At 64.8% G+C, this 11,828-nt stretch carries 10 protein-coding genes and 1 pseudogene; 5 read left to right on the forward strand and 6 right to left on the reverse strand.

Features of this window, described 5'->3' with window-relative positions; all coding sequences use genetic code 11:
- The first annotated feature begins 36 nt into the window (after positions 1-36).
- Positions 37-1,533 (forward strand): O-antigen ligase family protein, encoded by a 1,497-nt coding sequence (locus P6F26_RS14440; protein WP_278029402.1) that lies wholly within the window; start codon positions 37-39, stop codon positions 1,531-1,533.
- 64 nt (positions 1,534-1,597) lie between these two features.
- Here the strand turns inward: P6F26_RS14440 and P6F26_RS14445 are convergent, their stop codons facing one another.
- Entirely contained in the window at positions 1,598-2,206 is a 609-nt protein-coding gene (locus P6F26_RS14445; RefSeq protein WP_278029403.1) for a serine O-acetyltransferase, read from the reverse strand.
- Positions 2,207-2,225: 19 nt separating this feature from the next.
- Positions 2,226-3,200, reverse strand: coding sequence for a glycosyltransferase family 2 protein (locus P6F26_RS14450; protein ID WP_278029404.1), 975 nt, complete (start codon positions 3,198-3,200; stop codon positions 2,226-2,228).
- A gap of 228 nt (positions 3,201-3,428) precedes the next feature.
- Between P6F26_RS14450 and P6F26_RS14455 the strand changes: the two genes are divergently transcribed.
- Positions 3,429-4,394: a glycosyltransferase family 2 protein gene (locus tag P6F26_RS14455; protein WP_278029405.1), complete on the forward strand. Its 966-nt coding sequence runs from the start codon at positions 3,429-3,431 to the stop codon at positions 4,392-4,394.
- Positions 4,395-4,429: 35 nt separating this feature from the next.
- Here the strand turns inward: P6F26_RS14455 and P6F26_RS14460 are convergent, their stop codons facing one another.
- A complete protein-coding gene (locus P6F26_RS14460) occupies positions 4,430-5,155 on the reverse strand; it encodes a glycosyltransferase domain-containing protein (RefSeq protein ID WP_278029406.1) in 726 nt (241 codons plus the stop codon).
- Positions 5,156-5,311: 156 nt separating this feature from the next.
- Positions 5,312-6,724 carry a mannose-1-phosphate guanylyltransferase/mannose-6-phosphate isomerase gene (locus P6F26_RS14465; protein WP_278029407.1) on the reverse strand — a complete coding sequence of 471 codons (1,413 nt, stop codon included), beginning with the start codon at positions 6,722-6,724 and terminating at the stop codon, positions 5,312-5,314.
- Between the two features lie 206 nt (positions 6,725-6,930).
- On the opposite strand from P6F26_RS14465, the gene P6F26_RS14470 reads away from it, so the two are divergent.
- From P6F26_RS14470 to P6F26_RS14480, 3 genes are all read left to right on the forward strand, one after another.
- Positions 6,931-8,256: a glycosyltransferase family 2 protein gene (locus P6F26_RS14470; RefSeq protein WP_278029408.1), complete on the forward strand. Its 1,326-nt coding sequence runs from the start codon at positions 6,931-6,933 to the stop codon at positions 8,254-8,256.
- Positions 8,253-9,479 carry a glycosyltransferase family 2 protein gene (locus P6F26_RS14475; protein ID WP_278029409.1) on the forward strand — a complete coding sequence of 409 codons (1,227 nt, stop codon included), beginning with the start codon at positions 8,253-8,255 and terminating at the stop codon, positions 9,477-9,479. Before P6F26_RS14470 ends, P6F26_RS14475 begins: the two co-directional genes overlap by 4 nt.
- Before the next feature lie 280 nt (positions 9,480-9,759).
- The gene (locus tag P6F26_RS14480; RefSeq protein ID WP_278029410.1) at positions 9,760-10,734 is read left to right on the forward strand and encodes a sulfotransferase domain-containing protein; all 975 of its coding nucleotides are present in this window, start codon (positions 9,760-9,762) and stop codon (positions 10,732-10,734) included.
- Positions 10,735-10,782: 48 nt separating this feature from the next.
- On the opposite strand, the gene P6F26_RS14485 is transcribed toward P6F26_RS14480, so the two are convergent.
- Positions 10,783-11,358: a rhomboid family intramembrane serine protease gene (locus tag P6F26_RS14485; protein ID WP_278029411.1), complete on the reverse strand. Its 576-nt coding sequence runs from the start codon at positions 11,356-11,358 to the stop codon at positions 10,783-10,785.
- Between the two features lie 62 nt (positions 11,359-11,420).
- Positions 11,421-11,828, reverse strand: a pseudogene (locus tag P6F26_RS14490) (hypothetical protein); the annotation flags it as partial.

Consider the following 11,828-nt stretch of genomic DNA (forward strand, 5'->3'; position numbering starts at 1 on the left):
CCGCGGAGCGGCGCGGTCACGATCGCAGGGGACGCCATGACCACGATCGCCCTGGCCGTCTGGCCCTTGGTCACCCTTTTGCTCGTTCTGCTGCTGCCGTTCCCCAAGGCGGTCGCATTGTCCATTCTGGGCGGGTTCTTCCTACTTCCTCCGGACATCGGGATAAACCTCCCGCTTCTGCCCACGTTCAACAAGGCCAGCGTTCCGGCGCTGTCGCTGCTCGTGTGTGCCCTCCTCCTGTATCGCCGGGGTGATCGGAACGGCGTCCCGGTCCGCGACATGCCGGGATGGATCCCGCGGTCCTTCTTCGGCACGGCCGGGATCGTGATGCTCGTCCTGGGCGCAATGATGACTGCATTGACGAACGGGGACAGGTTGGTCTTCGGCTCGACGGTTCTTCCGCCCCTGCGCCTTTATGACGGCTTTTCGTTTGCCCTGGTGGGTTTGACGATGGTGGTGCCGCTTCTTCTCGGACGAAAGTTCTTCGCGCACCCTGAAAACCAGGTCCTGCTGCTGCGATACCTGATCGTCGGCGGATTGGCCTACAGCCTGCTGGCGCTCTACGAGATCCGGATGTCGCCGCAGCTCAACAGGATGGTCTACGGTTTCTACCCCAGTTCCTGGGTGCAGAACATCCGCGGCGGCGGCTTTCGCCCAATCGTGTTCATGGAGCACGGCCTGCAGCTGGCGATCTTCCTCGCGGCTGTCACGCTGGCGGCCTTCGGGGCGTCACGATGCCTGGAACCCCGGCGCCGCGGTTTCTACCTGTTCGCGGGCGCATGGCTTCTGGTGACCCTGGTTCTCGCGAATTCGCTCGGGGCATTGGTCATCGCGGTCGTGTTCCTTCCCGTGGTCCTGTTGCTGGGGACACGCGCGCAGCTTCTCTTTGCGGCGATCGTCGCGGCGATCATCATGCTCTATCCCATGTTGCGGGGCGCCGACCTGATCCCGACGGACCGCCTCGTGTCGATAACGGAGACGATCGACACAAGGCGCGCCGGGTCGTTGCAGTACCGGTTCGACAACGAGGACATCCTGCTCGCCCGCGCGCAGGAGAGGCCATTGTTCGGATGGGGCGGGTGGCGCCGGAATCGCGTGTTCGACGATACCGGCAACGACATCAGCACGACTGATGGCGCCTGGGTCGTTGCCATCGGCCAGAGGGGTTGGGTGGGCTATCTCGCCCAGTTCGGTCTTCTGGCGCTGCCTGTCGTACTCCTGGCGTTCAACCGGCGGCGCCAAGGGGTTTCGCCGGTGACGGCCGTCCTTGCCGTGATACTGGCGGCCTCGCTGGTCGACCTGATTCCAAATGGCTTCCTGTCTCCCGTGACCATGCTGCTTGCAGGCGCTCTATGGGGGCGGCTGGAACTGGGGGCCGCTGCAGAGACGGCGGACGAGGCCGTGAAGGCGCCTGCAGCCAGGATCGGCTATGCGCGCGCGGTGAGCCCGGCAGAAACATCGGACGAAAACCAGGAGAGTAGGCCCTATACGCGGCAAGAAGTGCGTCATCGCCGTGTCCGCAGGTCTTCGTGACAGCGCGGGATCTGCCGGCCACGCCCCTTCCGCAGAACAACCCGCCGTGGGGTTCGCCGCGATGTCATCGCATTGATGCGGCCTTGTTCTCGGTCTTCGTAGCCGCCGGCGGATCGCCGATTTCCGAAGGATCGCGCATTCTTATGAGGCGTGCCGGGACGCCGCCGACGACACTGTAATCCGGCACCGACCGGGTGACCACGGCATTGGCACCGACGATCACGCCCCGGCCGATGACGATGTCGCCCACGATCACGGCACCGGCGCCCACGTCGACATGATCCTTCAGGACCGGCTTCGCGTTCGGATCGGATCGGGATGCGATCCCTAGGGTGGTGTTCTGGCGCAGCGTGACGTCCGAACCAATCGCCCGCGCACCGAGGATCATGCCGCCGAAGTGTTCGAGGCGTACGCGGCGTCCGACCTGCACGGTGTAGGACAGCTTGATGCCGCAGAACCACTCGCAGCATTTGAACATCAGCCGGTAGACCAGCGTAAGCGGCCAGCGCAAGAACTTCGGGCGTACCGACATCCGCCAGTTCCCGAAGCGGTGCCAGAAGAGCGTCCAGAAACCCTGGTTGAGAAATTCTCGCCCGTGCGTGCGGTAATCCTCCGCCACGAGGCTCCAGAACCCGATATCGGGCGGGTTGCCGTTTGTCCGGCCGCGCGGCAACGGCGGCGCCTTGGGTTTTTCAGACGTCATTCTCGATCTTCCGGAACAGCGGCAGCACCGACAGCCGATAGAAATCCGCGGTGAAGCCCTGCGCGTGGCTCGGCGCGCGTCCCCGGAGCCTGTTGCGTATCACGTGCACGTAGCTGCCCGACAGGCGGGATAGCGCACAGAGCCGCGCGCCCCACGGACCGCGTGTCTTGCAGAAGTAGAGTCGCCAGCTTTCGTACCAGTAATCGGGCAGTGCCTCCCGGCGGGCTGCATGTATGCCGGTCGCAGCGCCCGCGACGTGCTCGACCCTGGCTTCCGGGCAATACCAGATCTGCCAGCCTGCTTTCCGGAGGCGGTGCATCAGCTCTGTTTCCTCGAAATACAGGAAGAAATCCGGATCGAAGAATCCGGTTTCGAGCAATGCCGAGAACCGGGCAAGCAACGCAGCACCCGGTACCCAGTCGACCTGCTGCGTCGGTGCATCGGGCGGCAACGACGTGCTCCAGCGCTTCGTCAGGCGCGAGATCGGACCGAACCTCGCGGCATTCGCGAATTCCGACACGAAACCTGGAAAGCGGAAGGCGGCCGACACGGCCGGCCCGCCATCCGGCCTGTCGATCCCCGCGCCGGCGACCGCGGCATCGGGGTTGGCCTCGAGAAACCCTGCCAATGTGGCGATGGTGGCCGTCTTGAGACGGGCGTCTGGATTGAGCAGGAAGACGTACCGGGGAGGGGTGGGGCGGACGGCGAGCGCTTCCAGGACGACGTTGTTGCCACGTCCGAAACCGAGATTTTCCGTTTCGGCGTAGAAGACGATCCTGTCCGTCCAGTCCCGGTCAATGATCCTCTGCCGGATGCGTTCGGCATCGTCACCGGGAGATGCGTTGTCGACGAGGTGCACCTCGACCGTCCAGCCGCCGTGATCGCGCGCGAAAACGCTTTCGACGGCGCTGAGTGCCAGATCGGCGGTGCCGTAATTTACAATGATGACAGCGATCTCGGCCATGCTTATTTCTCGTCTCGGACGCCACATCGGATATGTGTTCGGGCCGCAGAATTCCACACTTGTGTGAATGGTTGCAGGCCGTTCCGGGGCTGGCCGTGTTCAGTCCTCCCCTGTATAGCTCGAATTCGGACAAGGCTCCCGTCTCATCTGGTTCGTATTCATGAAGCGCCATCGACAGTTCCTGCGGCCATGTCTCTGCAGAACGGGCACCTGCGGGTCACGGGCGGCATGAGCGATACGGCAAAGCTTGCCGCCGTCGCCATCGGCCGGAACGAGGGCGAGCGCCTTGTGCGCAGCCTCGCTTCCCTGCAGGGACGGGTGGGGCGTATCGTCTACGTCGATTCCGGTTCGACCGACGGAAGCGTCGAGGCCGCGCATGCGGCGGGTGCCGAAGTGGTGGAACTCGACCCGAACCGGCTTTTCACCGTTTCGCGGGCGCGGAACGCGGGGTTCTTTCATCTCCTGCAGACCGGAGAGCCGCCCGATCTGGTGCAGTTCATCGACGGTGACTGCGAGGTGCAGCAAGGCTGGATCGAGACCGCGGTCGCGTTTCTCGACGCCCATCCCGATATCGCGGCCGTCAGCGGCCGCCGGCGCGAGCGGTATCCGGATGCCACCATCTGGAACTGGCTCATAGATGCGGAATGGGCGAAGCCGGCGGGCGAGACGGTGGGCTGCGGGGGAGACGTCATGATGCGCAGGGAAGCGCTCGAGGCCGTCGGCGGCTACGACCCCGACACCATTGTCGGGGAGGAGGCCGAACTGTGCATCCGGATGCGGCGCAAGGGCTGGCGGATCTGGCAACTCGAGGATGAGATGACGCTGCACGACGTGGCCATGACGAGGTTCGGGCAGTGGTGGCGCCGCAACCGCCGGGGCGGCTACGGATACGGCGAGGCGGTGGCGCTCTACGGGGCGCCGCCCGAGCGTCACAAGGTCGTCGAGAGCCGCCGTGCGATCCTCTGGGGCCTCGTCCTGCCAGCCGCTGCTGTCATCGGTGCGCTCGTCACGCCCTGGGCCCTTCTCCTGCTCATGGCCTGGCCTGCGCAGGTCCTGCGGCTCACGTATCGCGGCGTGCCGCCCCTCAGGGCCGTCTTCCTCGTCATCGGAAAGGTGCCCGAGGCTCTCGGCATCCTCGAGTTCTGGATCAAGCGCCGCCTGCTGCGGACGGCGGAGCGGATCGACTACAAGTAGGCGCCAGGCTTTCCGCACGCCGGCCGCCCCGATATTCACTGGCGCGACAGCAGGGACAGTCCAGCCCGCCTGACCGATCCGGCGCTCCGGATCGCATACCGCACCAAGCGGTAGTCAAGTCGGCTGTCGCCGAGAAAGCGGGCGCCGGCCTGCAGGCGCTTCACCAGCGATCCCGGGCGATGGGGAAGCCGCCGGAAATAGGGGTTCTCCTGCTTGAAGTGCCAGTCCCACAAGTGGATCCGCAGCCGTTCGTCCCGCATCGCGTAGGGTTGGCTGACCTGGTCCCGTTCGGTGTAGTGGGTCAGTTCGTGCCACCAGGCCTCGCCCGCCTCCCGGAGCGCCTCGCTCGAGAGACGATAGAAAATGATCGACGCTTCCACGACCTTGTGGTCGAGCAGGCCGGCGTCTGCATATCTCTGTCGCTGTCGTTCCGCGGCCTCGTGGAACTCCGGGCCGATACGCCCCTTGAGGGCGAAGTCGAGTTCCTCGGCAACGGAACGGCCGCTGGGATGGGCGAAAAAGGCGATGTCGGCACCGGATTCCGCGAAGCGGCGTATGAGCGGCGTGATGTCTCCCGTCACCTCCACGCTGCTGTCGATCCAGACGGCGATGTCGTGGTCCGGCAGGACCTTGTGCGGGCAGAGCTTCGGCAGGCGCGACATGAGGCGCGGGGTATGCGCATCCGGGATCGGGGGCAGGTCCCTGTGCTGCCACCCCATGAGCCGCAACGGTCTTTTGTCCGAGAATCTGAGGAAATCCATGCCCGGGGGTTTGACCCGCGGGCGGTGAATCCAGTCGTGCTTTCCGATTGCGCATGTGTAGACCGCCACCGCAGGCATCGTGTTCAGACCTTTCCGAGACGGCAGAGCGGCAGCCGTTCCGCCGAGCCCTCGCGGCCACTCGAAATTTCCCGTGTACTACGAGCGGTTATAGGCATCTTCATACCGAACGATATCATCTTCGCCGAGATAGGCTCCGGTCTGCACTTCTATCAGATACATCGGCACGTGACCCTTGTTGGCCATTCGGTGCCGGACGCCAAGAGGGATGTAAACGCTCTGGTTCTCCGTCACGAGCCGCGTCTCCTGGCCTATCGTCACCTCGGCCGTGCCCGATACGACCACCCAGTGTTCGGACCGGTGCATGTGGCTTTGCAGCGAGAGGATGCCGCCAGGCTTCACCATGATGCGCTTGACCTGGAAGCGACTGCCCAGGCAGAGCGTCTCGTACCATCCCCAGGGCCTGTGAAACCGCGGATACTCGTCGGCCTGGGCCTGTCCTGCCTTGCGCAGCATGTCCACCACGCGCTTCACGTCCTGGGCGCGGGCCCTGTCCGCGACAAGCACTGCGTCCTTGGTGGCCACGGCAACGACACCCCTGAGCCCCAGCCCGACGAGCTGGATGTCGGGATCCTCGGACCGCAGGTAGGTCCCGGAGCAATCGATCGCCGTCACCGGACCGACGGCGGCGTTACCGTCGCCATCCCTTGCCGAGTTGGCCCAGAGCGCATCCCAGGCGCCGAGATCGGTCCAGCCGCAGGACAGGGGGACGACCATGACCGGATCGACCTTCTCCATGATCGCGTAATCGAAGGAGATTGGCTCCACGGCGGCATAGGGCTCGGGAGCGAGGCGAAAGAAGTCGAGGTCCTGCACGCCGCCCGCTCTGGCGGCGCGGCACAGGTCGATCATCTGCGGGGCATGGGCCTTGTAGGCTTCGAGCACGCTCGCGACGCGCACCAGAAAGATCCCCGCGTTCCACAGGTAGCCGCCGCTGGCGACGAAGGCCTCGGCCGTGGCGGCGTCCGGTTTCTCCCGGAAACTGCGCAGCGGGACCGGCCCGGTGCCGGATGCGGGTTGCGCAAGCTCCAGGTATCCGTATCCCGTTTCGGCACGCTCGGGCGTGACGCCGAAGGTGACGAAGGCGCCTTCCCGGGCCGCCGGAACACCCGCCTCGACCGCTGCACGAAAGGCGTCCGCATCCTCGATGAGATGGTCGGAAGGCGCGATGAGCATCAGGGCATCCTTCTGCCCGTCGAGCATCAGGGCCGCCGTCAGGACGGCTGCTGCGGTGTCGCGCCCCAGGGGTTCGACGATGACGCGGGCGTCCGAGACACCGGCCGCACGCGCCTGTTCCGTGGCGATGAAACGGAACTCCTCCGCCGTGATGACGAGCGGTGCGGCCATGGTTTCGCCGGCGAGGCGCCTGAGGGTCATCTGGTAGAGGCTCTGCTGACCCAGAAGCGGCGCGAACTGCTTGGGGAATGTCTTGCGCGACACGGGCCACAGCCGCGTTCCGGAGCCTCCGCAAAGGATGACGGGATGGATCATGTGCCTTCTCGCTGCAGCTGGAGGTTGCGTCCGGGAACGCTCTGCGGTGCAGTCTTAGTACGGGACGCGGCCGAGTTCTATGTCTTAACCGGCTGCAATGCCTTGTCCGACCTGGCATGTGCGAAGGTCGGCTCCGCTCCGCGTGCGCCCGAACGCACTGTGGCCCGGTCGGTCCTGCTTGCGGGATCATCAAGCCGGAGGACCGGATGCGTTCGGAACGACATCGCCCATGCCATCGGCAGGTTCCGCTGCGCCGGGCAGGGACGGTTCGCGGGAGTATTCGTGCGTTGTCAGCGGGGGGCCGGAATGGCAATATGCCCATGAGAGACAATAGATTTTCTCAAAAGCCATTTCTTTTTCCCGAATTATCCAACGGGGTCGTCTTGGAGCCGTCCAGCCGCCAACTCACGTGGACGCTGTGTATCGCCACGCTGAACCGTCTTCCGATCCTGACCCGTGCGATCAGGCTTGCCCTGCAGCAGTCGCGCATGCCCTCGCAGATCGTCGTGGTGGATGCGAGCGACAACTGGCAGGAGCATGCGGACACCATTCGTCCGCTGACGGAGGCGGCCGGCGTTCCGCTTGCCTATCTCGAGGCGCCCAAGAGGTCCGGGGCGGCCCAGCGGAACAGATGCATCGCGCATGCCACCGGTGACATCCTGTTCGTGCTCGATGACGACAGCCTGATGTATCCCGATTGCGCGGCCGAAATCCTGAAACTCTACGAGGCCGATACCGAGAACGAGATCGCCGCCATCGGATGCCGGCACGTTCCGGTGCCGCCCGAGGAGGCGTCGCGGGACAGGCCCCCCGAGACGGAAGCGCGCAAGAACGATGTCGGCGACTTGTCCCGGGGATTGCGGGGATGGCTCAGGACGAACGCCTTCCTCAGGTGGATCAACAACGAGGTCTTCATGCAGTCATCGGGCAAGAAAATCGTGCCCTTCGATCCGCCCGGCACCCATGTGAAGACGGCACGGGCCGTCGAGGATGGCCGCATCAGCGCGCCTTACGTGACATTCATCGCCGGTTACGCTCTCACGGTTCGCCGGTCGGTGGCCGAGAAGGAGCCTTTCGAGGATGCGCTCATGGCCTATTCGCCGACCGAAGATCTGGACGCCACATACAGGTTTGGCCGCCACGGCGTGAAGATCGTTGCGCCTGCCGCGCGCCTTCATCATTTCGAGACGGCCCGCGGCCGGATAGGCCGGGCGACGGCCGTCGAACTCAGTGCCATGAACGTGGCCTACTACATCCGCCGCAGCGGCAACCAGGGCGCGCTCCAGCGCGCCTATTACGCTCTCATGCGCCGCCGGATTCTTGCCGAATTCCTCAAGGATGGTCTCACGGGTCGTTTCGACCTTCCGCAGATGCGCGGGATGATGCGCGGCGTCAGGTCCGCGCGGCGGATCTTCGATCACGCGGATGACGGACTGAAGGCCTGGTACGAGGCCAGGCAATTGCAGGCCCTCGGCTGGACATCCGCCAGGGCCGCCGCACCGGGCCAGACGAGCAACGCGGAGGCGAAATGACCGGGAACCCGCAAGACGACCGGTCCCGCGGCCTGAACCCGGTGGATGGACCGATGGCGGAGGTGCCGGAACGGTACCTCGCACGCGGCGGTGAACCCGTTACCGCACCGGCTGGCGCGGCGATCTCCGGGTCGTCCGCCGACATGGCGGCGCGTGCCCTGCCGGGCTGGACCCTGTGCATCTCTACCCTGAACCGCCGGGCCGTTCTGAAGAAGTGCCTTGAACACGCATATGGGCAGACGCGGCCCCCGGATGAGGTGGTGATTGTCGATGCAAGCGACGAATTCGAGGAGGCCAGGGCCGAGATCGAGGCGCTGTCCCGACATGTTCCCCTGACTTATATCCGCGCCGAAAAGCGGTCCCTGCCGGCACAGCGAAATCAGGGTATCGCGGCGTCGACGAAGGACATCCTGTTCCTGATCGACGACGATTCGTTCATGCATCCCGACGGGGCGGAGCGCATCCTGGAACTCTACGCCGCCGATCACGAAGAACACATCGCCGCCATTGCCTTCAGAAACGTGCCGTTTGCCGGACCGGATGGGGGGCAACAGGTCGAGCGGAAGAAGAGGGGCCTGACGGGGGCCGCCTCGTTTCAGCGGATCGCGAAGTCCTCTCGCGTGGCACGCTGGTTCAAGAGGGAGGTTCTGATGATGAGCATGGAACGCGCTTTCATCGGCTACGATCTGCCCGAAGAGCGTGCCCGGACATGGAGCCTGAACGACGAGCTGGCCAACGAGGTCATTCCGGTGTCCTTCATAGCCGGCTACGCGCTGACAGCCCGGCGCAAGGTCGCGGTCCACGAACCCTTCGACGGGAACCTCCTGGCCTATTCGCCAGCCGAAGACCTCGATGCGACTTATCGCTACGCGCGCCACGGCCTGCTCGTGAAGTCGAAGGCGGCAAAAGTACATCATGTCGAGGCCGCGGCCGCGCGCCTGAAGCGCATGCAGGTGACGACCCTGACCCTGGCCAATATCGCCTATTTTGTCCGGGCGAAGTCTGCGGCACGGTGGAAACACACACGCCGGTTCCATCTCATGGTGGTCCGGCGGCTCCTGGCCTGGTTCCTGAAGGACCTGCTGACCCTGCGGCTGACATTTCCCAATGTCAGGGGTGTCTGGCGAGGCATCCGGCATGCCCGCGGCATACTCGACTATGAAGGCCCCGATCTGCCGGCCTTCTTTACGGGCGTGCAGAAGGAAATCCTGGCCATGCGATAGCCGCCGCATGGCATTGGCCTTTCCGGAGGTTCGGGTTGGCGGATCCGGAGCCGCATGGTCCGGCCGGCCGGCGGACATGACCTGTCCCCCGGGGCCGGGGCTCAGACGCTGCGAGATACGTCCTGTAATGTTTATTATGTAAAATTTACGCGTATCGGTGTGCCCTGAATCCAGGGCCTCTGCGCGCGTCGCCGATCCGGGACACGTGCGCGCTCCTTGACCTCCGGGCTGCGCAGATGCATCCGGTGTCCACGCATTCGGGGCAAGGCTGGGAAGCCGCATGGCGCTACAAGGTACGGAACACCCTTACATCCTGATATCCGGCAAGGGGCGTTCGGGGTCCAACCGGCTGCTCGATATCCTTGATGCCAGCCGCAGCACCGTGTGTCGTAGCGAGATCAATGAAATTCCGGGCAGTGTCTTTGCCGGTATAGGGGGAGAGCTGTTTTCAGGGGATTTCGGCCCGCAACAGCTCGCTGCGCTCAGGCAAGCGATATCCGGTGCCGTCACGCGCAGAAGCGCGCGCGACCGGCTCAGCCAGCGCGACAAGGACTATCTCACGGCGGCTGGCCGTGCCGGTATCGGATCGCTCGAAAAGGCCCGGCTGCGCCGCGCCCTGAGTGCTGTCGGCCTGCTTGACGGCGAACATGAATGGCGCCTGCCGCCGGTCTTCCTGAAGCGCGACGCGATATCGGGGGCGCGGCTGGTCCTGAAGTTGAACAGCAGCCCATCCTGGGCGGCAGCCCTGGCGCATGCAGACGACAGATGCCGCGTCCTGCACAATGTCCGCGATCCGTTCGGATACCTGCAGTCCTGGTACAACCGCTTCATAGGGAATGGCGTGGGAACCGCGTCGTTCCGGGCAAACTTCCGGGATGTGCCGAGAATACTGGCCCATTTCGGCAGGGACGATGCCAACCGCCTCGCGGAGCCGACTGACGAGAACCTCGTCGAAGTCGAGTTGTGGCGCTGGAGATATGTGAACGAGAGCCTGCAGTCCATTGCCGCAAGTTCCGGGAGATATCTTCTCGTGACCTATTCCGAGATCGAGACCGATCCTCTCGGAGCAGCCGGGCGCATGTTCGAGTTTGCGGGGCTTCCGCTCGAAAGCGGGGAGGAGGCTCGCATCCGCGCGTTGCAGAACGTCCTCTTCAGCTCGCCCCACAAGACCCATCTCGATCCCGACATGTGCGCCAGGCTGATCGACGGGGTGCTGGAGGACAGTCCACTGCGAGGTCTGGCGCGGCCTGCGTGATCTCGGTACCGGCCGCCGCCCGCCTGATGCATTGCCGCTCAGGGCGGATCACACGCTGGCCCGGCTGCGCGGATCGATCAGAAGCGCCATGATCCAGCCGACCAGAAAGCCGCCCAGATGCGTTTCCCAGGCGAGTTGACCGTCAAGCGCCCACCACATGGCCACGTTCATCGCCACGAGGAACAGAACCACGCGCGCCACCGGCCAGAGTCCTTCGCGGAATGTGAAGCGGTCGACATAATTCCAGGCCAGAAGGCCTCCGGCGAGTCCGAAAAGGGCGCCCGACGCGCCGACCATCGGCCTGAACGTCTCCGCGATCAGGCCGAAGCCGGCCGCCCCGCCCAGAAGTGATGCGCCATAGAGGCCGGCGAAACCAAGCGCACCGACCCGGTCGAGCACGGCATATCCCAGCGACCACAGCGTCACCATGTTGACGACAAGATGCAGCGGGCCGCCGTGCAGGAAGCCGTAGGTGAAGAACATCGCCACGGCCTGTCCCGGGTAGTTCGGCTGCCAGCCCTGCAGCAGGCCCGGCCAGAACCCGCCCCAGTCGTAGGCCTTCTGGCGCAGGCGCGGATCCGCAAGAAACCCGTAGTCGGCCAGGACGAGGATCGCCTCGACCAAGGCACAGAAAGCGATGAGGCCCCAGATAAGTCCCCTGCCCCGTCGCGCCGACTCTGTCGCCATCACGGCCTGAAGGAGAAACTGCGTTCCAGCGAAAGCGAAAGTGTGCTGGCGCGGTTGTTCTCGGTCCCGTCCTGATAGGTGATCCTGTGGCGCAGCGACGCCGAGAGATCCCAGTCACGGGTCAGGGCATGATTGTAGGATACCCCGATCTGGGCGCGGGCCTGATCCTCGGCACTGTTACCGAGGACATCCACGTTCAAGAGCGATCCGTTCAGGGACCAGCTCGACAACGCATTGACCGCCTGGTCGTAGTCGACAGCGACGGAGGTTCTCAGGATGCTTTCGTCGGCGCTGTTCACGGCAGTCGTCTGCTGCAGGCTGACGGCCAACTCCCCCCGAGGTGTGGGCACCGAATAGGAGGCAGAGGCGATGGGCTTCGTGTCGCCGTTCGGGAACGAGACGAAGCC

The organism is Roseicyclus salinarum (assembly GCF_029624655.1).
GTDB lineage: Bacteria > Pseudomonadota > Alphaproteobacteria > Rhodobacterales > Rhodobacteraceae > Roseibacterium > Roseibacterium salinarum.

Coding starts and splice junctions, on each gene's coding strand:
- P6F26_RS14440 (WP_278029402.1), top strand. CDS start 37: ATGACCACGATCGCCCTGGCCGTCTGGCCCTTGGTCACCCTTTTGCTC.
- P6F26_RS14480 (WP_278029410.1), top strand. CDS start 9,760: ATGGCGCTACAAGGTACGGAACACCCTTACATCCTGATATCCGGCAAG.
- P6F26_RS14475 (WP_278029409.1), top strand. CDS start 8,253: ATGACCGGGAACCCGCAAGACGACCGGTCCCGCGGCCTGAACCCGGTG.
- P6F26_RS14450 (WP_278029404.1), bottom strand. CDS start 3,200: ATGGCCGAGATCGCTGTCATCATTGTAAATTACGGCACCGCCGATCTG.
- P6F26_RS14455 (WP_278029405.1), top strand. CDS start 3,429: ATGAGCGATACGGCAAAGCTTGCCGCCGTCGCCATCGGCCGGAACGAG.
- P6F26_RS14465 (WP_278029407.1), bottom strand. CDS start 6,724: ATGATCCATCCCGTCATCCTTTGCGGAGGCTCCGGAACGCGGCTGTGG.
- P6F26_RS14460 (WP_278029406.1), bottom strand. CDS start 5,155: ATGGATTTCCTCAGATTCTCGGACAAAAGACCGTTGCGGCTCATGGGG.
- P6F26_RS14470 (WP_278029408.1), top strand. CDS start 6,931: ATGCGTTCGGAACGACATCGCCCATGCCATCGGCAGGTTCCGCTGCGC.